A 23565-nucleotide genomic window follows, 5' to 3' on the forward strand; every position below is an offset into this window, starting at 1 on the left:
CTCACTCCGCCCCGGGTGTGCGGCGGCTCTCCAGGAGATCCAGGAGCGCGGCGTCCACGGTGTCGAGGAAACGGTTCATCGCCGAGTCGGGGTCGTTGTAGCGGTGCAGGTCCTCGCAGGAGACCCACTTGCCCGCCGTTTCGCCCCGCGGCCGGTACCCGTCCCGCACGGTGCCGACCTGCCAGTCCGGCCGGCCCGCTGTCTCCCAGCAGCTGGCGAGCATGCCGTCGGCGTTGACGACGGCGCCGTAGCGGCCGTCCTCGAAGCTGCACGCCTGGCACGGAATGAGCGGGCGGGGCCGGGAGACGGCGAAGCCGAGTTCCACCGCGCGGGTCTGCCAGCGGATGAAGCTCGTGGTGAGCACGTCCGACAGGACGAGCCGGTTGCTGAAGCCGATGCCGACGTCCCCGACGAGGCGGAAGGCGAGCGAGGCCGTCGCCGGTTCGAGCCGCCCCGCCAGCTCCTCGATCAGGTCGTCGATTCCGTGGTGGTTCTCGTGGGTGACGTTGACCCGCAAATCGCTGCGGATGCGGCCGGTGGCGCCCACCGCCGCGAGATTGTCGGTGATCTTGTCGAAGGTGCCATGGCCGTCCGTCCGACGGACCCGGATACGGTCGTGGTCGGCGCGCCTGCCGTCGAACGTCACCTGGACGTCCTGAAGCCCGAGGTCCGCGAGCTGAACGGCGAGGGGCGCGGTGAGCAGGGTGCCGTTGGTCGTCATGCTGGCCCGCTTCAGGCCGAGTCGCTGGGCGCGCTGCAGGAGTTCCAGGCAACCACGGCGGTTCAGCAGCGGCTCGCCGCCGAACAGCATCAGGAGCAGCGACTCCATTCCCGCGTCGGCCATCCGCCGCCGGGTGAAGTCGAGGATGTCGGTCACCGTGGCCGAGTTGAGCCGTACCGAGGCGATGCGCGGCGGCCGGCTGCCGCCGTCCGGGTCCTGAGCGGTGTTCTGGAAACAGTAGTCGCAGCCGAGGTTGCACCGGCTGCTGGTCAGCACGGTGAGCGAGTAGCTGCGGAACGGGCGGCTGTCGAAGACTCCCTTGGCCCGCAGGCTCCGCTCGGCCGCGGTGGTGAGGGTACGCCCCGCGGTGACGTGGGCGTCGGTGAGCTTGGCGGTTCCGCCGGGACCGACCAGCCACCAGTGGCGCGCGCCACGCAGCAGCCGCGGCACGGCCTCGGTGGGGCGGCGGCGGACGATCTGCCCGGTGTGCGTGCCGGCGAGTGACTGGTTCGGGACAGGGTTCGCGACGTTCACGGCTACGTCCATGTCGGCCTCCGGAGAAGGAACGGGTGGCTCCCGGGCATTGCCGGGCCCGGGAGCCACCGGTCTGAAGGGGTCAGGGACCCGGGGTCAGATCGAGATGTTGCACCCGCCGCACCAGGGGGTCTCCTCGCCTTCCCTGCCTTCCGAGTGGCCCTCGACCTCGGGCTCCTCGACGCCGTCGCTCTGCTCCGGCTCCTCGGGCTTGGTGGACTCGCTCATGGCTGCCTCCTCATGGGGATGGAATGCTCCTGACGCCGAAGGGGCCAGGAGGGCCAGATGGCTCCCGGGCCGGGGCCACCTGCCTGAAAGGGTCAGAGACCCGGAGTCAGGTCGTGACGTTGCATATGCCGCACCAGGGGGTCTCCTCGCCGCCCTCGTCCTGCGAGTGGCCCTCGACCTCGGGCTCCTCGACGCCGTCGCTCTGCTCCGGCTCCTCGGGCTTGGTGGACTCGCTCACGGCTGCCTCCTCATTGGGGGAACGCAACTGACGAGGAAGACGCTAGGAAGGCCCGGTTGTCCGCCGGTATGCCCGCGGTAGGTGCGCCGCCATACCGCGGGCATACCGGCCGTCCCTACGATCACCAGGGAATACGCCGTCCGGACCGACCTGGAAGTGGGTGCCCGATGACCAGCACGCCCGCCCGTGACACCGGCACAGCGCCGAGCGTCGGGACCTCCGGGCCCCCCGTGCGGGAGGACGTCCCCGCGGAGTTCGACGCGCTCGCCGCGCTGCGCCGCGCCGGCCTGCCGGTCGACATCCTGAGCGACGCACAGCGGGACGTCCTCGCCGGGCTGTCCCCGTCCGAGACGGACGTCATCGGCTCGGTCAAGCGGCGTCTGGACGCCGCGGAACCGGAAGTCGTGGGCCATGACCTCAAGGTGCTCTGACGGCGCGGGGGAGCCCGGGAGGCGGGACGCGGCATGACCACGGCGACGGGCGCGGGTGCGTCCAAGCGGCGGCACGTCGTGGTGCTCTTCGTCGACATGGTCGGCTCCACCGCGCTCGCCGAGCGCTTCGACCCGGAACTGGTCCGCGGCGTCCTGGACCGCTACTACCAGGCCTGCGCCGGGGCCGTCACCGCGTACGGCGGTGTCGTCGAGAAGTACATCGGCGACGCGATCATGGCCGTCTTCGGGGTGCCGCTGACTCGCGAGGACGACGCGGAACGGGCGGTGCGAGCCGCGTGCGCGGCCCGGGACGCGGTCACGGACCTCGGGGCCGGGCTGCGGGACACGCATGGGATCACCCTTGGCGTGCACTGCGGGATCGCCGCGGGCGAGGCCATCGTCGTGGAGGACGGCGGCGCGGACCTGAGAGTGGTCGGCGACGTCGTCAACACCGCCAGCCGCCTCCAGGGAGCCGCCGAGGACGGCGAGATCGTGATCGGCGACGAGGTTGCCCGGCTGGTCCGGCCGGTCGCCGACCTGGGCGAGATACCGCCGCTGGCGCTCCGCGGCAAGCGGAGCCCGGTACGGGCGTGGCGGCTGGACGCCCTGCACGACCGGCGGGCCGCCGCGCAGGATCTCACCCCGCTGGTCGGCCGGGTCGAGGAGACCGAACTGCTGCGGCGGGCCTACCGGACAGCGGTGACGCTGCGGCAGTGCCGGCTGGTCACCGTGCTCGGTGCCTCCGGTATCGGAAAGTCCCGGCTGGTACGGGAGTTCCTGCATGCCCGGGCGGGCGGGGACGGCGCGGACCCGCTCGTCCTCGCCACGCAGTGCTCGCCCTACGGCGCGGACGCGGGTTACCGGCCGATCGCCGGCCTGCTGGAATCCCTCAACGGCACATGGCAGGCCATCGCGCCTGCCTTGGACCCGCGCAGCGTACGGGTCCTGCGCGGGATCGCCCGCGCGGACGGGACCGAACCCGCCTCGCACGGCGGCGGCGGGACCGGCGACCCGGTGCGCATCCCCGTCGCGGAGGTCACCCGGGCGGTGCGGGCACTGCTCGAACTGCTGGCGGCCCGGCGCCCGGTGGTGGTCGTGGTCGACGACGCGCACTGGGCCGCGGACGTCTTCCTCGACATCTTCCAGGACGTCGCGGCCTGGCTGTCCGGCGTCCCGGCGCTGCTGCTGTGCGTGGCCGGCGAGGAACTGTCCGCCCGCCGCCCGCAATGGGCCGCCCCGGTGCCGCACGCCGAGTCGGTGGAGATCGGCCCGCTCGCCGGCGAGCACATCCGCACTCTGCTCGCCGCTCTGTGGGAGGTGCTGCACGGGGCGGCGGGGGAGGCCGAGGTGGTCGCCCACGGTCACCCCGCCGGCAAGGCGACGGCGGAGGCGGCGCCCCGCCCGCGGACGGACCCCTCGGCCGCCGGCGAGCTGTGCCGGAAAGCCGCCCGCTACTCCGGCGGCAACCCGCTGTTCGCCGAGCTGATGCTTCAGCACCTCGCCGTGGCGGGGGGCGAGGCCGAGGTGCCTGCCACCGTGCAGGCGCTGGTCGCGGCCAGGCTGGACCGGCTGGGCGCGGACGAGCGTGACCTGCTGGAGCGGGCCGCCGCCGCCGGGCCGTCGTTCAGCACCCGGCAGATCACCGCTCTCGGCATGCCCCCGCAGACCGCCGCGGGACCGCTGGGCACGCTCGTGCGGCACCGCGTGGTCCGCCCCACGGACGGCTCCGGCGGGTACGAATTCGCCCAGACCCTCACCCGCGAGGTGGCGTACGCCTTCGCCAGCAAGGCCGCCAGGGCGGCGTGGCACCTGGCGCTCGCGGAGCTGCCGCCCCCCGCGCCGCCCGCCGGTCCACTCTTCGACGGCCGCGGACACGGCGAGCGCACCCGGCACCTGGAAGCCGCGTGCCGGCTCAAGCGCGAGGTGTCGCCGGACGACCCGGAACTCCCGGCGCTCCTGGTACGCGCGGCCCGCGCGCTGGTCGCCGACGGCAGCCGCGCCCTGCACCGCAAGGACATGTCGGGCGCCGTGGACCTGCTGGACCGGGGGTGCGCTCTGCTGCCGCCCGGCCATCCGGACCACCGGGTGCTCGCGCTGCGCCGCTGCGATGCGGCGTTCGCCGGGGGCGACCGGGCCCGGGCCGAGGCGGCTCTCGACACGGGCGCCGCGATGCTGCCCGACGATCCGGACGCGGCACTGGCCTTCCGCGTGCAGCGCGCCGTTCTCGCCGTCCGCCACGGTGACCCGGCTCCCTCTCTCGCGGAGCTGCGGGCGCTCCCGGTGGCACCCGGCGACGATGTGACGTGGTGCAGGCTGCACCAGCTGGAAATGCTGCTGCACGTGGACGGCGGCCGGTTCGGCGTGGCCGAGGCGGTGCTGCGCACGGCGCTGGCCCGCGCCAGATCGCTGGGCGACGGCTACGAGACCGATCGGCTGCTCGGCGGGCTCTGCGAGCTGACCCAGTGGTCGCCGACACCCGTGGGCGAGGCTCTGGAGCGCTGCACCGAAGCGGAAGGGCAGCTGGTGGACGACCGCACCCTCCTGGTTCCGCTGCTGCTGACCCGGGCCCGGCTGAGCGCGCTCGCCGACGACCTCCCCGCCGCGTTCCAGGCCCTGCGCACGGCCACCGCGTACACCGAGGACCTGCGCCTGGGGGCCGCCGTGCCGGCGGTCGAGCAGGCATGGGGCGCGGTGGAGTCGCTTGCCGGGCGGCACACGGAGGCGCGCGGCCGCTTCCGCAAGGCGGCGGGCACGCTGCGGGAGGCCGGTCAGTCCGGAGTGGCGTTCACCCTGGAACTGCGCGCCGTCCACGAACTGCTGCGGCTGGGGGACATGAGCGCCGCGGCGGCGGAGCTGGACATGTTGGAGCCGCCGGCAGCGCCCCAGCTGCACGGGGAGGTGCTCCACACGGTGCTGCGGGCCCGGCTTTCGGCGTGGGCCGGCCGGACCGGCGAGGCGGCGGCGCTGCTGCCCGCGCTGCTGGAACGTCTCTCGGAAACCGACGACCCGTGCCTGCACGGCGACGTCCACATGGAGATCGCCCGTCTGCACCGTGCCGCGGGCTCGCTACGGCAGTGCCGCGCCTCGGTGGCCGCGGCGAGGCAGATGTACCGGCTGAAGGGGGCCGTACTGCCGCTCGGGCGGTGTGCGGCGGAGTTCGGCCCGGAACGAGGGAGCAGCGCATGACATCCCCTCCGTGGCGCGGCGAACGGCCCGGCCATTTCCCCGGGGTGCCGGCCTGGGGGCTCGCCACCAGGCTCGCCGACACCCGGCTCGACCACCTGGAGCGGTTCGCCGGGGTCACCGCGGAGTGGGCCTGGGGCGGTGGCGGCGGGGCAGGCGTACGGGTGTGCGTTCTGGACTCCGGAGTGGACGGCGCGCACCCGGACGTCGCCCCGCTCGCCCGGTCCGTCGCGGTCGAGGTCACCGGTGAGGGCGCGGCTGTCACCGACTGCGAGCCGACGGACGCGGCGGGCCACGGGACGGCCTGCGCCGGCATCATCAGGTCGCTGGCCCCCGAAGCGGAGCTGACGTCGGTGCGCGTGCTCAGCAGCGGCAAGACCGGCACCGGCGACGCGCTGCTGGAAGGGCTGCGGTGGGCGGTCGAAGAGGGGTTCGACGTCGTCAACATGAGCCTGTCGACGACACATCCACGCTTCCAGCTCGCCCTGCACGAGCTGGCCGACCGGGCGTACTTCCGGCGTACCACCCTCGTCACCGCAGCGCACAACATGCCGGTCCGCAGCTTTCCGTGGACCTTCGCCTCGGTCGTCTCGGTGGCCAGCCACGACATCGACGACCCGAAGGTCCACTTCTACAACCCGGCCCCGCCGGCCGAGTTCCAGGCACGAGGTCTGCGGGTGCCGGTGGCCTGGCCCGGCGGCGGGCACATCCGCAGCACGGGAAACAGCTTCGCGGCCCCGCACATCACGGGTCTGTGCGCACTCGTCCTCGGCAAGCACCCGTGGCTGACGCCCTTCCAGCTCAAGACCGTCCTCTACCTCACCGCAGTCAATGTCACACCCAGCCACGGAGGTTCACGTCATGCGCCGGCCGAACACGACAGAACCGTCGGAACTCCTGCTCGCTGAACGCCGCATGCTCCAGTCCGTGGTCGAGGCAGCCCGGCTGATCTTCGGAGCCGCGGCCTCCTCGGTGTTCCTGGTGGCTCCGGAGTCCGGCGAGCTGGTGTTCGAGGCGGTGTCCGGGGAGGGTGAACGACATCTGCTCGGCACCTCCTTCCCGGCAGGCACCGGCATCGCGGGATGGGTCGTGGCGAGCGGCCAGGCGATGGTGGTGGACGACGTCGAGAGTGCGAGCGCCTTTTCCCGCCGGGCGGCCGAATCGACGGGATACGTGCCGCGCAGCATCATGGCGGCGCCGCTGATCGCGGACGGGCAGTGCATGGGAGTGCTGGAGGTGCTGGACGCGGCGCCGTCCGCGCACAGCACGCTGGACGGCACCGATCTGCTGTCGGTGTTCGCGGCACAGGCGTCCTGCGGACTCGAACTGCTGCTTCGGCTGCGTCTGGCCGAGCGCGACCAGCCGCCGACCGTGGACAGCGGCGTGCTGGCCGACATGCTCGCCGAGCGACTGCGGGAACGCGGTCGACTGCCCGCTTACCACCCGGCCGTACGGCTGCTGGCGCTGGCCGACGAGATCATCAGCGCCGAACGCTGAGCCGCGCCGTCAGTCCGGCGTGTCCGCGCCGGGCCCGGCCATCTCCACGGCCAGCGCGTGCGCGGGCGGGGACATCGTGAACCGCACCGAGTGCGCGACGACCGCCGCCGACGCGCCGTCCTGGGCGTAGCGCAGCACTCCCGCTTCCAGCAGCATGTCGACCGTCCGCACCGGGTCGAGGCCGACCCTCTCGAAGGTCTCCTCCAGCATGCCGTCCGAGAACGGCGGGCGGGGCAGCCGGCCCAGGGCGGCGAACGCGCCGCGCAGTTCCCAGCCGGGAGCGCCGTAGCACGTCGTGAGCGTGCGCCGTAGCGAGCAGTCCCCGGCGACGAACTCGTCCAGCCCGCAGTCCGCCGAGACCAGCCGGTCCAGCAGTACCGCGAGCGGGCGTCCGTCGAGTCCGGCCAGCCGCTGCCCGATCAGCCGGAGCGCCCCCGGGGAGCGTCCCCACCGCTCCAGCAGCCGGCGGAGGGAGCAGCGTTCGGCCGCCAGCCGCTCGGGGCCCAGCAGTCGGCCGAGGAACTCCTCGGCCTCCGCCGTGCTGAACTCGTCGAGCACCATCCGGCGCACGGCCTCCAGACCGCTCAACCGGCGTCGGCTGGTCACGAGGACCCGGACGTCCCCCGTACCGGGAAGGAAAGCACGGACCGCGTCCTCGTCAGGCGCGTCGTCCAGCACCAGCAGCGCCCTGCGGCCGGAGAACGCCGCCCGCCACGCCGACTGCACCACGGTGTAGGGTTCCCCGTCGGCGACCCGGACTCCCAGCGCCGCCAGGTTCTCCCGCTGCACCTCGTACAGCCCCCGTGCGGTCGCGGTCCGGGGGCCCAGGTGCACCAGCCGGGCGCCGTCCGGGAAGTGTGCGCACATCCGGTGGGCGGCGTGCACCGCGAGGGTCGTCTTGCCTGCCCCGGCCTCGCCCGTGACGAGCGCCACCGGTGCCCCGCCGCCGGTCAGCGCGGCCATCTCCTCGGCCCTGCCGGTGAAGTCGCCCACTGTCCGGGGCAGCAGATTGGCGGACGTGAGCGCAGCCGGGGACAAGGGTGACACCGGGCCGCCAGGCCCGGGGCGGTCGGGAGCGGGGGCCGCGGGCGGGCGCACCCGCCCGGCGAGGACGTCGCCGTAGAGCGCGACCGTCGCGGGGTCCGGGTCGACGCCGTACTCCTCGACCAGATGGTGGCGCAGATCCAGGAACTGCCGGATCGCTTCCGACGTGCGGCCGCACTGCGCGAGTGCCCTCATCCGTGCGGCTGCCAGCCGCTCCCGTCCGGGGTGGCGGGTGGTCAGCGCGTTGAGTTCGTGCAGCACCTCGGCGGGGCGGCCGTGGGCGATGTGGTGTTCGGCCCAGACCTCGAAGGTGTCCAGGAACCAGTCGGTCCACTGCGCGACGGCGGCCCCGATCAGCGGCGAGTCGGCGAACTCCTCCAGCGGCCACCCCCGCCACAGCCGTACGGCCCCGGCGAGCAGCTGCGCGCCCTCCTCCGTGTCGCCGGCGCGCATCGCCCTCAGCCCCTCACGGGACCGGCGCTGGAAACAGAGCAGGTCCAGCTCGCCCTCCGAGACCTCCAGCCGGTATCCCCAGCCGTCGTACGACACGCGTCCGGCGAGGCGCTTGCGCAGCGCCGACACGTACACCTGGAGGTTCTTGCGCGCGGTGCGCGGCGGGCACGGCCCCCACAACTCGTCGATGAGCACTTCGGGAGTGAGCCGGCCGCCGCCGCGGGCGAGCAGTAGGGCCAGCAGCAACCGCTCCTTGGGGGCGCGGACCACCAGCGGTTCACCGGCGACGCGGAGCACCAGCGGGCCGAGCACGCTGCCCTGTAAAGAGTCCATCGGTGTGTTCCTAGACCCGCACCGCGCGCAGCAGCCCCAGCAGGTCGGTCCGCCGGGCGTGGCCGCCGGTTGCGTCGGCGTGCAGCCGCCTCAGCAGCGTGAGCGCCGCCAGGCTGGCCGGAGCGGTGCCGGTCCGCCTCTCGAACCACCGCCAGTCGCCGTCGGCGTTGACCTCCAGGAAGGTGTACGTACTTCCCGTGACCAGCAGGTCCAGGGCGCCGCAGCGCAGCCCCAGGCGCGCCGCCAGAGCGGCGGTGGACCGCCGCACCGCCTGGGGCAGCGGCACGGCCTCGCGTACGGGCACCGGACAGGTCGCGCCCGTGCGCGAGGCGAGCGCCGCGCCCGGCGGCAGCCGGAACGCGGCGACCTCCCCGTCGAACCAGTGCACCCGCCACTCCTCGTCGTGCCGCACGAACGGCTGGACGACGAAGGGCACGGCCCCGCCCCGCCACCGGGCCGCACGCTCCTGCCCGGCGACCTCCGGGTGGGCGAAGGCCAGCGCCCCGGGGGCTACTTCGACGGCGTGTTCGTCGAGCGCCTTGACCACCACCCGGTCCGGCCCGAACGCGCGGGCGGCCCGGGCCGGGTCGGTCGTCACGACGGTGGGCGGCACCGCGAACCCGGCGCCGGCGGCGGCCCGCAGCTGCTCCAGCCGCCCGGGACACGCGCCCGGGAGCCGGTGCGGGGCCAGCCCCGCGGCTTCCCGTACGAGCGCGTACCAGGAGTCCGCCCGGAACAGTTCCCGGGCCGTGGTCCCGGACGCCGCGGGTGCGGCGACGCTCCGCGGGCCGAGATGCCGAAGCCAGCTCACCACCGGCCGCACACGTCTGCCGGCGAGTACCACCTCGCCCTCGGCCGGGCGCACTTCGACGTCGAACGCGCCCAGGTCGCTCTCGCCCAGCCGCACGCTGGGCACCCCGAGGCGGGTCAGCGCCCGGTGCAGGACGTCGAACTCGTGGCAGCCGTCGCGGTCGATCAGCAGCACCACGGACTCCGTGCCGTCCGCCCGCAGCGCCCCCGTCCGTGGCCCGCGGCACTCCGTCTGCGTCGCCGCTCGGCCCGGCATCCGAAACCAGGCCCCGCGGTCCTCCAGTTGCCCGAACAGCGGCTCGTCCACTCCGGCGCGTCTCCTTCGGTCCGCACCCCGCTCGGAGGCATGCGCACGATGCCCTTCCGGTTCTGTCCGCTGCGGGGACAGGTGCCATGATGAAGGCTCGCGCGCACCGTCCAGAAGGCCTGGCGATGGCCTGATGCTGCCACCGCGTACCGGATGCTGCCATCGCTCCGACGAGGAGTCCGCGGGCGGCGCGGTGCCGGGATCAGACGGTGACGGGGTCGAACTCCTCCCAGGGGCCCGCCTCGCCACGGTTCGTGATCAGCGGCGAATTCCCGTTGCTCTCGGCGGTGACTCACTGGTTGTCGGACCGCGCCTTCAGGTGCGAGCGAAACGGGCCCTGCTGGCGGCGACCGGTGACCTGGGAGGTCAGGCCGCGGCGTCGCCCCGGTCGGGCGGGGGCGGGAGGGGCTGCTCCACCCAGATGGTCTTTCCGGCGTCGGTGTAGCGGGTGCCCCAGCGGTGGGCCAGGCGGCCGACGATGTAGAGGCCGCGGCCTCCCTCGTCGAGGAGGCGGGGCAGGCGCATGTGCGGGGCGGTGCTGCTGGTGTCGGAGACCTCGCAGATCAGGGCGTCGGTCATGACCAGTCTCAGGACGATGGGTCCGGAGGCGTACCGCACGGCGTTGGTCACGAGCTCGGTGACCACCAGTTCGGTGGCGAAGGCGGCCTCCTCCAGGTCCCATTCCGCCAGTTGCCGGCCCGCCGCGACGCGGGCCTCGGCGGGGGAGCGGGGATCGGTGGGGAATTCCCACGCGATGACGTGACCGGTGTCGACGGCGTGGGCGCGGGCCAGCAGGACCGTGATGTCGTCGTCCCCGTCCGGGGGTGCGACCCGGTAGACGCTGTCGCAGATGTCCGCCAGCGGGCGCGTCGCCGGGCGCAGGGCCGCGGCGATGTCGGCCAGCGCGGCGTCCGGGGTGCGGTGGCGCAGGTCGAGCAGGCCGTCCGTGAACAGCGCGAGCACCGTGCCGTCGGTGATGTCCAGGGTCGTGGCGGCGAACGGGGTGCCGCCGACGCCGAGCGGCGGGTGCTCGGGCAGCTGCGGGAAGTCCAGGCCTCCGTCGGGGGCGAGCAGCGCGGGCGGCGGGTGGCCCGCCCCGGCCAGCGTGCACGTGCCCGCGACCGGGTCGTACACCGCGTACAGCAGGGTCGCGCCCAGATCGCGGGTCTCGTCCTCGTCCGCCAGCTGGGCGGCCAGGTCGTCCATCCGGGACAGCAGCTCGTCGGGCGGCAGATCGAGATCGGCCAGGGTGCGCACCGCGGTGCGCAGCCGTCCCATGGTGGCCGCCGCGTGCACGCCGTGCCCGACGACGTCACCGACGACGAGCGCGACACGCGCCCCGGACAGCCGGATCACGTCGCACCAGTCGCCCCCGACGCCTGCCTCGCTGTCGGTGGGCACGTAGCGATGGCACACCTCGACCGCGTGGTTGCCGGGCAGCGAGGCGGGCATGAGGCCGCGCTGCAGGCCGAGCGCGACGTCCTGCGCCTTGTTGAGCGTCCGCTCCCGCGCCCGGGCCTGGCTGAAGAGCACCGCCGTCGCGGAGGCCGCCGCGAGGAAGGCGATCTTGATCAGCGTCACGTCGGTGTCGTCGTCCTGCCGGGCCAGGCCGAGGAAGCCGTAGACGGCGACCACCGCGACGCCGAGCAGCGCCGTGACGTACGCCCCGTGCACGGCCGCCGCGAGGAACGGCACGACGGACAGCAGCAGCCCGTAGTGATCCCCGGGTGCCGCGACGACGAGCAGTACCGCGACGACGGCCAGGACCACGAACGGCAGCAGCCGTACCCCGATGGCTGCCGCGCCGGGCATCGCCCGGCGCGCGGTGGACGACGTGCCCATGGGCTCACCGCCTCCGTCCGGCACGCTGCGGGCACCGAACACCCACCCCTCTCGGAGTGAAATGTCCGTTTCGTCTATGCTACGTGAGCGGCTCGCGGCCCGGTGCGGCACCCGCGAGGAGCGGCCGGGCTGACGGCGGGGCGTGGGGCCGGGCGCGGGAGCCTGCCGGCGTGCGTGGCCCTGGCTGTCGCCGGGGGCGCCGACTACGCTTCCCACCGCCCCGGATGCGGTGGCGGCGGACGCGTCCGGGCCGAAACGGACGGAAGGGGGGCGGTCCGGACATGGCTGCCGAGGCGACGGCGCTGGTGGTGCAGAACAGCCCGCACGGCGGGCCCGGGCGGTGGTCCGGCTGGCTCGCCGAGGGCGGTGTCGGCATGGAGGTGGTGCGGGCGGACGCGGGGGAGGCGCTGCCGGAGCGGCTGGAGTGCGAGGCGCTGGTCGTGCTCGGCGGAGGATACCTCCCCGACGACGACCGGCGGGCGCCGTGGCTGGCGGGTACCCGGTCCCTCGTGGCGCAGGCCCTGGAGCGGGAGGTGCCGGTGTTCGGCATCTGCCTCGGCGGACAGATGCTCGCCCACGTCGCGGGCGGGGCGGTGCGCGGGGAGCACGGGGAGCCGGAGTTCGGCAGCACGGTGCTGACGCTGCGCCAGGAGGCGGCGGACGACCCGCTGTTCCACGGGCTCCCGCAGCGGCCGACGGCCGTGGAGAACCACGTGGACGCGATCGTGCGCCTGCCGCGCGGAGCGCGCTGGCTGGCCGGCAGCGAGCGGTGCGCGTACCAGGCCTTCCGTGTCGGGGAGGCCGCGTGGGGCGTGCAGTTCCACCCCGAGGCCGCGGCGGGGAACATCGCCCGGTGGTCCACGGCCCGGCTGGAGCGCCACGGGTTCGACCGCGAAGAGCTGTGCCGCGCCGCCCTGCGGGACGAGCGGGAATCCGCCGCGGTGTGGCGGCAGGTCGCGCTGCGGTTCGCCGCGCGGGTGCGGAACGGCGGGGCGCGGGGGAGCGCCGATGGAAATCGGTGACTTCGCCGGGCGCTTCCGGGCGGACATCCGGGCGCGGCTCGACTGGGCCCTGCTCGCCCGGTCGGGAGCCCGGGTGGAGGTGGAGACGCTCTCCGGCGGCGCGGGCAGGCGGCGGCTCGCGGAGCTGTTCACCGTCTGGTACGTGGACGGGGCGGGGGCCGGGAGCCGGTGGGACGCGCCGGGGAGCCGGCCGCTGCGGGTCGAGGAGTCCGAGCGGGCCCTCTCCTGCTGGCCCGAGGACCGGCGCCGTGCCGTCGTCGCGCTGGCGCGGTCCTTCGCGGCCGGGACGGGGCCGCTGGACCTCACCGTCCCGGCGTACCGGGTGGGCGAGGGGCGCCATGTCCTGCTCGACGGCAACCACCGCGCGGTGGCCGCGCACCTGGTGCCCGGGCGGGACCTGCGGCTGACGCTGTGGGCGCTGACGGGTCCCGTGCGCGAGGACATCCTGCCGGACCTGCGCCACTACGCGGTCCCGCCCGGCTGACCTCCTCCGGCCTCCGCCCCGGCTGCCTGCGCCGGGAGCGCCGGGTCGGGGAGCGCCGGCAGCCGGCCTGCGGCGAGCCGCATCTCGTGGTCCTCCAGCAGGTTGCGCAGCGCTTCCCAGCACTCGATCCGCCGCAGGCGCAGCACCTGGGCGAAGACGAGGGCGGCCACCGCCGCGGCCGCCAGCACGGTCGCCGTGGCGAGGGGGAGGCCCAGCGGCGCCAGGGCGACGACCGTCCACGTGCCGAGGGCGAGCGGGAGGAGGGTGGAGAGCAGCACGTTGATCTCCGCCTCGTTCGCGTCCGGCGCGAGCTGCGGGCTGTGTGTGCGCAGCCAGGACTTCGCGTAGTTGAACGCCTCGTAGGCGTTGCCCGCGCGGAGCGCGCCGCCGGGCCGCCGCAGGCTCTCGGCGGGGCTGACGGTGCTGCCCGCCGCGTCCAGCAGGTGGCCCAGCAGGGGGTGGGCGTCCAGGCAGCGGTGCAGCGCCGCCGTCCCGTAGACGGCTTCCAGCTCCGCCCGCAGCGCCCCCGGCGTCGCCGGCCGCCGGGGGGCGGCCAGTTCGGCGGCGGCGAGCAGGCGGAAGGCCAGTTCCCGGCCGACGTACCCGATCACGTACGCCGCGGCCAGCCAGCTCACGTCGACGAGGATCACGAAGGGCCCGTGCAGCGTCTGTACGGCGTTCTCGACGGAACGGCCGAGATGGTGCGGATGCCGGGCGCGTAACAGGAGCAGGGCCGCGCAGGTGGCGGCGACCAGGCCGGGCACCATGACGGACGTGAGCTGCACGGCGAGGTAGAACGCGAACCGGCGCCCGGCCGCGGCCCGGCCCGCGGTCACCGCCGTCAACGGATCCATGAAGTCACCCGCCCCCGTCCCGGCCGCTCCGGCGGCCGCGATCGGGCGCCCGGAGCCTTCGGAACGAAGGTATCGGGAGGCCGGGGGGAGGGCCAGAAGGCGGGTGCGACGGGGCGGCGGCTCCGCGTCCCGCGCGGCGTCACTGCGCCTGCGTGTTCTCCGCCTGCGAGTGGGCCGCCGCGTCCAGGAGGAAGAGGGAGAGCAGCGCGTCGACCGTGGGGCCCGCGTCCGCGGGGTGGCGCAGCGGGGTGCCGGTGGGGATCTCGTAGATGTTCGTCCGGCCGACGCGCGTGTGGCTGAGATAGCCGTCCGATTCCAGATCGGAGATGATCTTCTGCACGGCGCGTTCGGTCAGCATGCACTGCGCGGCGATGTCCCGTACGCGGATCGCCGGGTCGCGGGCGATCGTGGCCAGGACGCGCGCGTGATTGGTCAGGAAGGTCCATCCGGTGCGAGGGCGGGCGTCATCCATGTCTGTCATCGTACGACAACGGTTTCAGGTCAATGAAAACATGAACCGTATTTCGCGCATTACTTGACAGGGATTGCTGCCACAGCACAGTCTGGTGTCGTCAGAACGGGGGAACAGGGGAGAACCAGCGGAGGTCACGGCCGATGACAGGTGCGCGGCAGCACCGGCGTGAAGGCGCCCGGCAAGGCGGGTCCGGCCCGGAGCGGACGGCCCCGCCGGCGCCACGGGTGGTTCGGCACCTGCGGTCCGGCCTCACGGTCCGGATGACCGAATTCCGCGGCCGCACACGGATGACGGTCCACGGCGAGGTCGACCTCGACTGCTCCGGCATGCTCCACCAGGCGCTCGTCGACTGCCTGACCGCCACCCCGCGGGGCGTCGACCTCGACCTGGCAGGCGTCACCTTCTTCGACTGCTCCGGGCTGAACGCGCTGCTGCGGGCCCGCGCCCTGGCCCAGGCCACGTGTGCCGCGCTGAACGTGACCGCGGTGTCCACCGCGGTCACCCGGGTCCTGGACCTCACGCACTGCGGCGAGGCCTTTCTCCTTCCGGCGCCGCCGGCCCCGGAAGCCGACGCCGCACCCTGGCGGGCCGCCCGACCCGCCTGAGCCGCGCCACCCGGGCTGCGCGCAGCGCCGTTCGCGCGGGCGCCCGGATCCCGGCACGGCGCGACCCGGGCCGCCGGGCCGTCACCCGCAGACGCCGTTCGGCAGCGGGTGGACCGCGGCCGGCGCCGTGGAGCTGCGACGGTGGAGCAGGCGGAGCCGCTCCTGCACCGTGCCGGTCGCGGGGCCGAGCGCGACGGCCGCGCGACAGCAGCGCAGGGCGGCCTCGTGGGCGCCCGCGGCAGCGGCGCGCCGGCCGGCCGCGGTGAGCGCGAGGCCCGCCGCCACGGCGCCCAGGCGGTCGCCTTGCAGGACCTGCCCGTCGTGCAGGCCCTCGTGCTGCTCGGCTCCGCGGTGTTCGCCGTGGCCAACCTGCTCGTGGACCTGCTGTACCCGGTGATCGACCCGCGCCTCGCCCGTACCCGGGCCGGCCGGGCGCGGTGAGTGGCGGCGGGCGCGCGGACCGGCCCTCGCGGGACGGCCCGCGCGGCCGGCCGCCGCGCGCCTTCCGCCGTGCCGGGTCTCACCGCGCAATCGTGCCGGGTGACTCGACGGCCGGGCCTCCCACCTGCTTGAATCTCTTCCATGAAGGACCGAAGGGATCTCACGCGGCGACGCCACGTCGACCTCGTACGCGTCTCCAGCGCCTGCTGTCGCCGCGCGGCCTGAACGGACGCGCGCCCTTACGCCCGCGCGGAGCCCTCGGACGACGCGGTCCGCACGTGCCTCCGCCCGGCGTCCCGCCCTTCCCCGTCCGCTGCGCCTTCCCGTCCGCCCGTCCCTGCCGGTGTACGGGCCTTCGCCGCCGGCCTGACCGGTGCCTCTGAGAGCGGACGACCGGAAAGTCCGCTGCTTCCCTGAACCGCGCCCGCCCGCTTCCTGCCACCTGCCGCACGGCCGTGCCCGCGGGCCGTCCGCGAGCCGGTGCGGGCCCGGACGCCGCCGTGCGGGCGCCCGGTGGCCCGGCCTGCTCACGGGCCCGCAGCCCGCGTGTTGCCCACGAGACAGGCGCGACCCGCCCACAAGTGACCGCATTCCGGTGAGGAAGGACGGACGAGTGGCCGAACACCGTTCCGCAGACGCGGCCTCCGGGTGGCTGCCCCGCCGCACCCGCCCGGCCGCGGCAGTCATGAGAGGCCGCCATGCCGCCGCGGCGGTACCCACCGCCGAGGCACTCGCCGTCGAGGCGCGACTCGCGGCGGACTTCGCGTCCGGCGCTGCGCCCCGCGACGCCGATCTGATCATGTCCCACGCCGTCACCTTCGACGGCCCGCAGACGTACGGCGCGTTCGCACAGGTGCTGCACGCCGCCGCCCGCGCCGCGCTCGCCGAGGCGGCCGCCCGTGACCACCAGGAGCCGGGCCCATCCCGCCGCGCAGGCCGGGCGGGCGGCCGAGGACCCGCTGACGGCCCGTGCCTGCGGCCGGACCGCTCGGCGGACCGGGCCCTCGGCCTCGACCGGCACCGGTGCAAGGCGCGCACGCACGCCCTGCACGACCCCGCCGCCCGGAAGGTCCAGCAGCTGGACCGCTGGGCCGCGGACGGCACCCTTCCTCCCCACCACGGACAGCTGTGAGACATGACTGACTTGACGTTCCACTGGTTCCTGCCCACCAACGGCGGCGACGGCCGCCACATCGTCGGCGGCGGTCACGGCACCGCGGTGGAGGGCGGCGGCCGCCCCGCCTCGGTTGCCTACCTCGGCCAGATCGCCCGCAGCGCCGAGCAGCTCGGCTTCGAGGCGGCGCTGACGCCCACCGGCGCCTGGTGCGAGGACGCCTGGATATCGACGGCGATGCTGGCGAGCGTGTCCGAGCGGCTGAAGTTCCTGGTCGCCTTCCGGCCCGGACTCGTCTCGCCCTACCTGGCCGCGCAGATGGCCGGGACCTTCCAGAACCTGACCGGCGGCCGGCTGCTGCTCAACGTCGTCACCGGTGGCGAGAGCCACGAGCAGCGCATGTACGGCGACTTCCTCGACAAGGACGCGCGCTACGAGCGGTGCGCGGAATTCCTCGGGATCGTCCGGGCGCTGTGGGCGGGCGAGACCGTCGACCACGAAGGCCCGCACTACCGGCTGGAGGGCGCGGTGCAGGCCCAGTTGCCCGATCCGCTGCCCGCCGTCTACTTCGGCGGCTCCTCACCGGCCGCCCTCGGCGTCGCGGCCCGGCACGCCGACGTCTACCTGACCTGGGGCGAGCCGCCGCAGGCGGTCGCGGAGAAGATCGCGCGGGTGCGGGAGCTCGCCGACCGCGCGGGCCGGGAGCCGCGGTTCGGGATCCGGCTGCACTCCATCGCCCGCGACACCGGGGAGGAGGCATGGGCCGAGGCGGACCGGCTGCTGGCCGGTATCGCGCCGGAGCAGATCCGGCGCGTCCAGGACGGCCTGCGGCGCAGCGAGTCGGAGGGGCAGCGGCGGATGCTCGCACTCAACGGCGGCACCAAGGACAGCCTGGAGATCCACCCGAACCTGTGGGCCGGCGTCGGCCTCGTCCGCGGCGGCGCCGGCACCGCCCTGGTCGGCAGCCACCAGCAGGTCGCCGATCTGATCGAGGAGTACGCCGCGGCCGGCATCTCCGAGTTCGTGCTCTCCGGCTACCCGCACCTGGAGGAGGCGTACCACTTCGGCGAGGGCGTGCTGCCGGAGCTGGCGCGGCGCGGCAGGTGGTCGCACCCGGCACCGGCGCGGCCGTCCCCTCGTGCGGTGCCGTTCGGCGGCGCCGCCCGTGAGGAGGCGTCATGACGGCCTTTCCCGGCGACCGGGGCCTCGACCCGGCCCGGCTGCGCGAGGCGTTCGGCATCTTCCCCAGCGGCGTGGTCGCCGTGGCCGCCCGGGTGGACGGGGTGCTGGTCGGCCTCGCCGCGAGCTCCTTCACGTCGGTCAGCCTGCAGCCGCCGCTGGTGAGCCTCTCGATCGCGAACGCGTCAAAGACGTGGCTGGACCTGCGGCGCTCGCCCCGGCTGGGGATCACCGTGCTGGCCGACCACCACGGCGGCGTGGCGCGCCAGCTCGCCGGCCCGGTGGAGCGGCGGTTCGACGGGGTCCAGGTCGCCCTCGGCGACGGTGGCGCGGTCACCCTGGCAGACGGGCTGGCGCAGTTCGAGACCGCCGTGCACCGCGAGGTCGAGGCCGGTGACCACACCGTCGTCCTGCTGGAGTTGCACGCGGTCCGGCAGGCGGGCGGCGCCCTGCCGCTGGTCTTCCACCGCAGCGGCTTCGGCCTGCGCAGGTCCGCGTGAGGGGCCGGGGCAGGCTGCCGGCGCAGGGCGTTGCGGGCGCCACCCCGGTGCGCGGCCGGGCGAAGACGCCGTGGAGGCTGCCGGTCTCGGCCCCCGGGCCGCGGTCGGGCATCGCGACCCGGTCCCGGGGCACGCGCCGGCCGCAGGCGTGTCAGGACGTGCGGGGGACGGCGACCGGTGGCGGTTGTGCGCCGGACGCTCACGGGATCGCGCGCGGGAGGCGGTCGCGGCCGGGCCCGAGGACCTGAGGAGCCCTCAGGCCGGGCGGTGTCGCGCCGAGGCCGGCGACACAGGGAACGGGTGACCTGGACGTGGCCGACCGCTCGTCGGCCCGTCAGCGGGGGCTTGCGCACGGCGAGTGCGTCAGCAGGGGCTTGCGCACGGCGAGTGCGTCAGCGGATCTCCCGGCACGCATTCGACCGGCGAGAGTGCCCACGCGCGCCCGCGCCTCACCGGGGCCGGGTGGCGCAGCGTCCCGCGGCATTGACACACGGTATTCCGGTAGTTGTCATGAACACATGAAATGGTCGGCGGTGCCGGCCGCCACGTGACGACGGCTCCCGACCAGAAGGAGAGGCAACGACGTGCCGGACCCCGCAGTCCCCGATCTCCCGTCCGGCCCGCCCGTGCGGTGGCCGGGGACCGCAGCGCCCGCGCCGGACGGCGGGGCCGGGCGGGAGGCGCCGGTCCGGGAGGCGCCGGTCCGGGAGGCGCTCGGGCAACTGCGGGAACGCAGAGGGCTGTTCGTGCACGGGCCCGCCGGCATCGGCAAGTCCACGCTGCTCGCCGCGGTGGCAACCGCCCTGCGGTACGAGGGGGTCACCGTCCTGCGGTGCGCGCCCGCCGCCGAGGACGCGGAGCTGCCCTTCCTCGGCCTGGTCGACCTCTTCGCCCCGGTGCCGGACGCGCTGATCGCCGAGCTGCCGTCCGGGCCGCGCGCCGGCCTGCTCACCGCACTGGGACGCCGTGGTGGTGCGGACGGCCGGCCCGACCGGCTCATGGTGCGCGTCGCCGTCCTCGACGTGCTGCTCCGGCTGGCCGCCCGGGCGCCGGTGCTGCTGCTCCTCGACGGCGTCCAGTGGCTCGACGAGCCCAGCGCGGACGCCCTCGCCTTCGCGGTCCGGCGGACCGACGGCGCCGACGTCCGGATCGCCGTCGCGCGGCGGGCCGCGGAGGGGGAGCGCCCCGAGCGCGCCGACTGGTACCCGCCGGACACCGCCGAGCTGGCCGTCCCACCGCTGCCCGACGGCGAGGTGGCCCGGCTGCTGCGCGCCGCCGGGACCGGACTGCCGCCCCGGGTGCTGCGGGCCGTCCTCCGCACGGCGGCCGGAAACCCCTTCTACGCCAGGGAACTGGCCCGGCACGCGCCCCGGGAGGGCGTGCCCGCCGAGGACGGCGGCTTCCTCCCGGTGCCCGCCGCGCTGCGCGCCCGGGCCCTGGAGGGCGCCGACGGCCTGTCCGCGGCCGCCCGGCGCGCCCTGCTCGTGGCCTGCCTCGCCGACCGGCCGACCCTGCCGCTGCTGCGGGCCGCCGGCGTACCCGACCCGCAGGCCGCACTGGCCGAGGCGGAACGCGCGGGCCTCGCCGGTGCGGACGCCGCGCAGCGCGTACGCTTCCGGCACCCTCTGGTGCGCGCGGCACTCCACAGCGCGGCCGCCGAGGGCGAGCGGCGTGCCGCGCACGCCCGGCTGGCCGCCGCCGTCACCGAACCCGCCGCGGCCGCGCGGCACCTGGCGCTCGCCCACCCCGGCGAGGACGCCGCCGTCGCGGCGGTCGTGATGGCCGCCGCGCACGCCGCCCGAGGGCACGGCGATCCGGACGCCGCCGTCGAACTCGCCGAACTCGCCCTGCGCAGGACCCCGGCCTCCCGGCCCGCCGACTACGACCAGCGCCTCCTGGACGCCGCCGACTTCGCCTGCGACGCCGGGCGCTGGGAGGAGTGCGAGCGGGCCGCGCGCACGGTGCTCGCGCACGCGGACTCCCCCCGGGGCCGGGTACGCGCCCGGCTGGTGCTGCTGCGCGGCGCGGGCCAGGCGCTGCGGGGCCACGCCGAACTCATCGAGGAGGGCCTGCGCGACGCCGCCGGAGCGCCGGAGCTGGAGGCGCCGCTCTACCACTGGGCGGCGGTGCGCGGCCTGCTGACCGGCTCGCTGGACGAGGCGGCCCGGCACGCCGCGCGCGCGGAGCGGTGCGCCGCACGCGCGGGGAACAGCGGGCTGCGGATCGCCGCGCTGTCCACGCTCGCCCGGGTGCGCTCGCTCGCCGGTGAGGCCGCGGGCGCCGAGGCCGCGCTGGTGCAGGCGATGGCGCTCGCGGACGACGGCCCGCGCGGCCGCGACCTCAAGCGCATGCGCGCGGTGCTGGCCCTGGAGTCCGACCGGGTCGGCGCCGCCCGCCGTGACCTGGACGAACTCCTCCTGACGGCAGGGGAGTCGGACGGCGTGGAAGCCACCGTGGCCTCGCTGGTCGCGCTCACCCGCGCCCAGGTGCGCGCGGGAGCCTGCCGGGAGGCGCTGGCCACTGCGGCCCGCTGCTCCGCGATCGCCGCGGAGGCGGGAAGGGAGTCGGCCCCCGCGCTGTACGCGTCGGCCCTCGCGCAGGCCTTCGGCGGCGCCGCGGCCGAGGCGCGACGGCTCGCCGTCCGCGCGGTGGCCGCCGCACGGGCGGACGGCGACCAGCTCTTCCTGCTCCGCTCGCTGGCCGTGCTCGGGCAGACAGGCCTCTTCACCGGCGAGCGCGCGCAGGTGGCCGAAGGGGTGGAGTCGCTGCGGGAGGCCGTGGACCTCGGCGCCTCGATGGGCGCCGCCGACCCCAGCCTGCTCGGCTGGTACGCCGACCTCGCCGAGGCGCTGGCACGACTCGGCGAGACCGCTGCCGCAGTCGGCGTCCTGCGGGCGGCCCGGCGGCGCGCCGGGCGGATGCCGGACAGCGTCCTGGCCGCGCTGGAGCGCGCCGAGGGGCTCTGCGCGGCGGCCGAGGGCCGGCCCGCCGAGGGCGCGCAGCTCCTGCGGTCCTCCGCCGGGCGGCTGCGCCCGCTGGAGCTGCCGGTGGACCTGGCACGCACCCTCACCGCGCTCGGCACGGTCGAGCGCCGGGCCCGGCACCGTACGACCGCGCGGACCGTGCTGGCGCAGGCCCGGCAACTGGCCGAGGACGGCGGGGCGCTGCCGCTCGCCGAGCGCGCCGCCGCCGAACTCGCCCGGGTCGACGGGCCGCCCGGTGGGCTCGCCGCCGCCGCGCTCACCCCCGCCGAGGCCAGGATCAGCGATCTCGTCCGCGGCGGGGCGACCAACCGCGAGGTCGCCGCCCAGCTCTTCATCAGCGTCAAGACGGTCGAAGGCACGCTGTCGCGGCTGTACCGCCGATTCGGGGTGCGCTCGCGGACGGCGCTCGCGCACGTCCTGGCCTCCATGCCGCAGACATCCCGGGAAACACATCCTTAACGGCAGGCGCAAGGGTTACCCCGCTTATGCGGCAACACCACGCTGCCTAGCGTGGATCCGGCCCCATCGACCCGGAGCCGAACGATCTGGACCCGCACGCGGACCAGACCCCCATGGAGGACCTCCGTGACCCTACGCCTGAAACTGCTGGCCGCCACCGCGGCCCCGGCCCTGCTGCTGGCCGCCGTCCCCGCCGCCTTCGCCGCGGACCGGCCGGACACCGCCCGCGTCGCGCTCCCCGGCGACGTGCTCCCCGCACTGAGCACCCACGCGGTGCGCACGGGCACCGTCGCCGCGGGCGACCGCATATCCGTGGCGGTCAGCCTGACGCCCCGCGACAGCAAGGCGCTTGACGCCTTCGTCGCGCAGGTCAGCGACCCCGCATCGGCCTCCTACGGCCACTACCTGACGAAGGCCCAGTTCGCCGCGCGCTTCGGCCGCAGCGGCGCCGAGGTGAAGAAGGTCACCGACTACCTGCGCTCCCAGGGGCTCACGGTCGGCACCGTGCACTCCGGCAACCTGCTGATCGACGCGAGCGGCACCGCCGCCGAGCTGCGGAAGGCCTTCGGCACCACGCTGTCGACGTGGAAGGACAGCGCCTCGGGCCGCTCCTTCTACGCCAACGACGCCGCCCCCTCGCTGCCCGGCTCGCTCGGCGCCCTCGTCAGCGACGTCTCCGGCCTCAACAGCCGCAACCAGCTCCACCACCAGGCACCGGCCCCGGTCAGCCCGCACAACGGCCCCGGCGGCGGATACACCCCGGCCCAGATCAAGGGCGGCTACAACGTCTCGGGCACGTACACCGGCAGCGGCCAGCAGGTCGCCCTGCTGGAGTTCGACGGCTTCCAGCAGTCGAACATCACCACCTACGACAGCCACTACGGCCTCAGCTCCACGGCCCCCACGGTGCACAAGGTGAGCGGCGGCTCCGGCCCGCTCGGCGGCGGCCAGATCGAGGTCGAACTGGACATCGAGGTGCTCAACGCCGTCGCCCCGGCCGCGAAGATCACCGTCTTCGAGGGACCCAACTCCGATGCCGGCGAGGTCGACACCTACCAGGCGATCGTGGACAGTGGCATCCCCGTGACGTCCATCAGCTGGGGCCTCTCCGAGACCCAGCGGACCAGCTCCAACATCAGCGCGGTCGACGCCGTCTTCGCGCAGGGCGCAGCCGAGGGCCTGAGCTTCTTCGCCGCCTCCGGCGACAGCGGCTCCGACGACGCGGGCAACGGCGGCACCTCCGTCGACTACCCGGCGAGCGACCCGTACGTCACCGGGGTCGGCGGCACGACCCTGACCGTCACGTCCGCCAACGCCTGGAGCCGCGAGACCGCCTGGTCCGGCGGCGGTGGGGGCAAGTCCGCCGTGTTCACCGTTCCGAGCTGGCAGACGCCCGTCCAGAAGAGCCAGGGCGGCGGCAAGCGGCAGGTCCCGGACGTGGCGGCGCTGGCCAACCCCTCGCCCGGCGTGTCCATCTACTCCGAGGGCACGTGGGGCCAGGTGGGCGGCACCAGCGCGGCGGCGCCCGAGTGGGCGGCCTTCGCCGCGCTCTACAACCAGCAGGCCGCGGCGGCGGGCAAGGCCCGCCTGGGCTTCGCCAACCCCGCCCTCTACCAGGCGAGCGGCACCGGCTTCCACGACATCACCAGCGGCAGCAACGGCGCCTACTCCGCCGCCACCGGCTGGGACTTCACCACCGGCTGGGGCTCGTACAACGCCGCCACGCTGGCGACGAAGCTGCTGTCCCAGTGAGCTGATCCGCTTCCCGGCCACACCTGCGCCACCCCGCAGGCCCGGTCCCGCTGCGGCGGAACCGGGCCTGCGGTC

Annotated in this window: 22 protein-coding genes; 14 read left to right on the plus strand and 8 right to left on the minus strand. The window is 75.2% G+C overall.

Annotation, left to right across the window (positions count from 1 at the left end):
- Position 1 precedes the first annotated feature (1 nt).
- From IH54_RS0115295 to IH54_RS47685, 3 genes are all read right to left on the minus strand, one after another.
- A complete protein-coding gene (locus IH54_RS0115295) occupies positions 2-1267 on the minus strand; it encodes a radical SAM protein (protein WP_078862222.1) in 1266 nt (421 codons plus the stop codon).
- Positions 1268-1351: 84 nt separating this feature from the next.
- The gene (locus IH54_RS47680; protein ID WP_267965190.1) at positions 1352-1483 is read right to left on the minus strand and encodes a hypothetical protein; all 132 of its coding nucleotides are present in this window, start codon (positions 1481-1483) and stop codon (positions 1352-1354) included.
- A gap of 106 nt (positions 1484-1589) precedes the next feature.
- Positions 1590-1721 (minus strand): hypothetical protein, encoded by a 132-nt coding sequence (locus tag IH54_RS47685; RefSeq protein WP_267965191.1) that lies wholly within the window; start codon positions 1719-1721, stop codon positions 1590-1592.
- A gap of 167 nt (positions 1722-1888) precedes the next feature.
- On the opposite strand from IH54_RS47685, the gene IH54_RS0115310 reads away from it, so the two are divergent.
- From IH54_RS0115310 to IH54_RS0115325, 4 genes are read left to right on the plus strand one after another with little or no spacing between them, the layout of a single operon-like run.
- Positions 1889-2152, plus strand: a complete 264-nt coding sequence (locus IH54_RS0115310; protein WP_324607795.1) for an aroma-sacti cluster domain-containing protein — start codon at positions 1889-1891, stop codon at positions 2150-2152.
- A gap of 33 nt (positions 2153-2185) precedes the next feature.
- Positions 2186-5338 carry an AAA family ATPase gene (locus IH54_RS0115315; protein ID WP_052397469.1) on the plus strand — a complete coding sequence of 1051 codons (3153 nt, stop codon included), beginning with the start codon at positions 2186-2188 and terminating at the stop codon, positions 5336-5338.
- Complete coding sequence (locus IH54_RS0115320; protein ID WP_052397470.1) at positions 5335-6243, plus strand: S8 family peptidase; 909 nt, start codon at positions 5335-5337, stop codon at positions 6241-6243. The genes IH54_RS0115315 and IH54_RS0115320 overlap by 4 nt, the downstream gene beginning before the upstream one ends.
- Complete coding sequence (locus IH54_RS0115325) at positions 6197-6832, plus strand: GAF domain-containing protein (RefSeq protein ID WP_078862223.1); 636 nt, start codon at positions 6197-6199, stop codon at positions 6830-6832. Before IH54_RS0115320 ends, IH54_RS0115325 begins: the two co-directional genes overlap by 47 nt.
- A gap of 9 nt (positions 6833-6841) precedes the next feature.
- On the opposite strand, the gene IH54_RS0115330 is transcribed toward IH54_RS0115325, so the two are convergent.
- The 3 genes from IH54_RS0115330 to IH54_RS44500 all read right to left on the minus strand — a co-directional run bounded on the left by IH54_RS0115330 (position 6842) and on the right by IH54_RS44500 (position 11621).
- Positions 6842-8662, minus strand: coding sequence for a BTAD domain-containing putative transcriptional regulator (locus IH54_RS0115330; RefSeq protein WP_078862224.1), 1821 nt, complete (start codon positions 8660-8662; stop codon positions 6842-6844).
- A 10-nt stretch (positions 8663-8672) separates the two neighbouring features.
- The gene (locus tag IH54_RS41645) at positions 8673-9779 is read right to left on the minus strand and encodes an ATP-grasp domain-containing protein (protein WP_052397473.1); all 1107 of its coding nucleotides are present in this window, start codon (positions 9777-9779) and stop codon (positions 8673-8675) included.
- Between the two features lie 366 nt (positions 9780-10145).
- On the minus strand, positions 10146-11621 hold the full coding sequence (locus IH54_RS44500; protein ID WP_052397474.1) for an ATP-binding SpoIIE family protein phosphatase: 1476 nt from the start codon (positions 11619-11621) through the stop codon (positions 10146-10148).
- Positions 11622-11902: 281 nt separating this feature from the next.
- Between IH54_RS44500 and IH54_RS0115345 the strand changes: the two genes are divergently transcribed.
- A complete protein-coding gene (locus IH54_RS0115345) occupies positions 11903-12643 on the plus strand; it encodes a type 1 glutamine amidotransferase (RefSeq protein WP_043180998.1) in 741 nt (246 codons plus the stop codon).
- A complete protein-coding gene (locus IH54_RS0115350; RefSeq protein ID WP_031517020.1) occupies positions 12630-13127 on the plus strand; it encodes a hypothetical protein in 498 nt (165 codons plus the stop codon). The genes IH54_RS0115345 and IH54_RS0115350 overlap by 14 nt, the downstream gene beginning before the upstream one ends.
- Here IH54_RS0115350 and IH54_RS0115355 read toward each other — a convergent pair.
- Together IH54_RS0115355 and IH54_RS0115360 are read right to left on the minus strand one after the other, a co-directional pair.
- Positions 13106-13981 (minus strand): hypothetical protein, encoded by an 876-nt coding sequence (locus IH54_RS0115355; RefSeq protein WP_159011859.1) that lies wholly within the window; start codon positions 13979-13981, stop codon positions 13106-13108. The two genes, IH54_RS0115350 and IH54_RS0115355, sit on opposite strands and share 22 nt — an antisense overlap.
- 139 nt (positions 13982-14120) lie before the next feature.
- On the minus strand, positions 14121-14453 hold the full coding sequence (locus IH54_RS0115360; RefSeq protein WP_031517025.1) for a winged helix-turn-helix transcriptional regulator: 333 nt from the start codon (positions 14451-14453) through the stop codon (positions 14121-14123).
- Positions 14454-14716: 263 nt separating this feature from the next.
- Here IH54_RS0115360 and IH54_RS41650 point away from each other — a divergent pair, with 263 nt between their 5' ends.
- The 8 genes from IH54_RS41650 to IH54_RS0115390 all read left to right on the plus strand — a co-directional run bounded on the left by IH54_RS41650 (position 14717) and on the right by IH54_RS0115390 (position 23490).
- Positions 14717-15061 (plus strand): STAS domain-containing protein, encoded by a 345-nt coding sequence (locus tag IH54_RS41650; RefSeq protein ID WP_159011861.1) that lies wholly within the window; start codon positions 14717-14719, stop codon positions 15059-15061.
- A gap of 141 nt (positions 15062-15202) precedes the next feature.
- Positions 15203-15502, plus strand: a complete 300-nt coding sequence (locus tag IH54_RS46165; RefSeq protein WP_043181001.1) for a hypothetical protein — start codon at positions 15203-15205, stop codon at positions 15500-15502.
- 141 nt (positions 15503-15643) lie between these two features.
- On the plus strand, positions 15644-15727 hold the full coding sequence (locus IH54_RS48085; protein WP_420711760.1) for a putative leader peptide: 84 nt from the start codon (positions 15644-15646) through the stop codon (positions 15725-15727).
- A 388-nt stretch (positions 15728-16115) separates the two neighbouring features.
- A complete protein-coding gene (locus tag IH54_RS39800; RefSeq protein WP_043181003.1) occupies positions 16116-16634 on the plus strand; it encodes a hypothetical protein in 519 nt (172 codons plus the stop codon).
- Between the two features lie 3 nt (positions 16635-16637).
- A complete protein-coding gene (locus tag IH54_RS0115375; protein WP_031517029.1) occupies positions 16638-17798 on the plus strand; it encodes an LLM class flavin-dependent oxidoreductase in 1161 nt (386 codons plus the stop codon).
- Positions 17795-18295, plus strand: coding sequence for a flavin reductase family protein (locus IH54_RS0115380; protein ID WP_031517031.1), 501 nt, complete (start codon positions 17795-17797; stop codon positions 18293-18295). Before IH54_RS0115375 ends, IH54_RS0115380 begins: the two co-directional genes overlap by 4 nt.
- Positions 18296-18879: 584 nt before the next feature.
- Positions 18880-21738: a helix-turn-helix transcriptional regulator gene (locus IH54_RS0115385; RefSeq protein WP_052397476.1), complete on the plus strand. Its 2859-nt coding sequence runs from the start codon at positions 18880-18882 to the stop codon at positions 21736-21738.
- Between the two features lie 126 nt (positions 21739-21864).
- The gene (locus IH54_RS0115390) at positions 21865-23490 is read left to right on the plus strand and encodes a S53 family peptidase (protein WP_031517035.1); all 1626 of its coding nucleotides are present in this window, start codon (positions 21865-21867) and stop codon (positions 23488-23490) included.
- Positions 23491-23565: the final 75 nt, after the last annotated feature.

Source organism: Streptomyces sp. NRRL F-5123 (assembly GCF_000721495.1).
Taxonomy (GTDB): domain Bacteria; phylum Actinomycetota; class Actinomycetes; order Streptomycetales; family Streptomycetaceae; genus Actinacidiphila.

Coding starts and splice junctions, on each gene's coding strand:
- IH54_RS41650 (WP_159011861.1), top strand. CDS start 14,717: ATGACCGAATTCCGCGGCCGCACACGGATGACGGTCCACGGCGAGGTC.
- IH54_RS0115295 (WP_078862222.1), bottom strand. CDS start 1,267: ATGGACGTAGCCGTGAACGTCGCGAACCCTGTCCCGAACCAGTCACTC.
- IH54_RS0115310 (WP_324607795.1), top strand. CDS start 1,889: ATGACCAGCACGCCCGCCCGTGACACCGGCACAGCGCCGAGCGTCGGG.
- IH54_RS0115355 (WP_159011859.1), bottom strand. CDS start 13,981: ATGGATCCGTTGACGGCGGTGACCGCGGGCCGGGCCGCGGCCGGGCGC.
- IH54_RS0115380 (WP_031517031.1), top strand. CDS start 17,795: ATGACGGCCTTTCCCGGCGACCGGGGCCTCGACCCGGCCCGGCTGCGC.
- IH54_RS0115350 (WP_031517020.1), top strand. CDS start 12,630: ATGGAAATCGGTGACTTCGCCGGGCGCTTCCGGGCGGACATCCGGGCG.
- IH54_RS0115320 (WP_052397470.1), top strand. CDS start 5,335: ATGACATCCCCTCCGTGGCGCGGCGAACGGCCCGGCCATTTCCCCGGG.
- IH54_RS0115315 (WP_052397469.1), top strand. CDS start 2,186: ATGACCACGGCGACGGGCGCGGGTGCGTCCAAGCGGCGGCACGTCGTG.
- IH54_RS0115330 (WP_078862224.1), bottom strand. CDS start 8,662: ATGGACTCTTTACAGGGCAGCGTGCTCGGCCCGCTGGTGCTCCGCGTC.
- IH54_RS48085 (WP_420711760.1), top strand. CDS start 15,644: ATGAAGGACCGAAGGGATCTCACGCGGCGACGCCACGTCGACCTCGTA.
- IH54_RS0115375 (WP_031517029.1), top strand. CDS start 16,638: ATGACTGACTTGACGTTCCACTGGTTCCTGCCCACCAACGGCGGCGAC.
- IH54_RS44500 (WP_052397474.1), bottom strand. CDS start 11,621: ATGGGCACGTCGTCCACCGCGCGCCGGGCGATGCCCGGCGCGGCAGCC.
- IH54_RS0115325 (WP_078862223.1), top strand. CDS start 6,197: ATGCGCCGGCCGAACACGACAGAACCGTCGGAACTCCTGCTCGCTGAA.
- IH54_RS0115345 (WP_043180998.1), top strand. CDS start 11,903: ATGGCTGCCGAGGCGACGGCGCTGGTGGTGCAGAACAGCCCGCACGGC.
- IH54_RS47680 (WP_267965190.1), bottom strand. CDS start 1,483: ATGAGCGAGTCCACCAAGCCCGAGGAGCCGGAGCAGAGCGACGGCGTC.
- IH54_RS0115360 (WP_031517025.1), bottom strand. CDS start 14,453: ATGGATGACGCCCGCCCTCGCACCGGATGGACCTTCCTGACCAATCAC.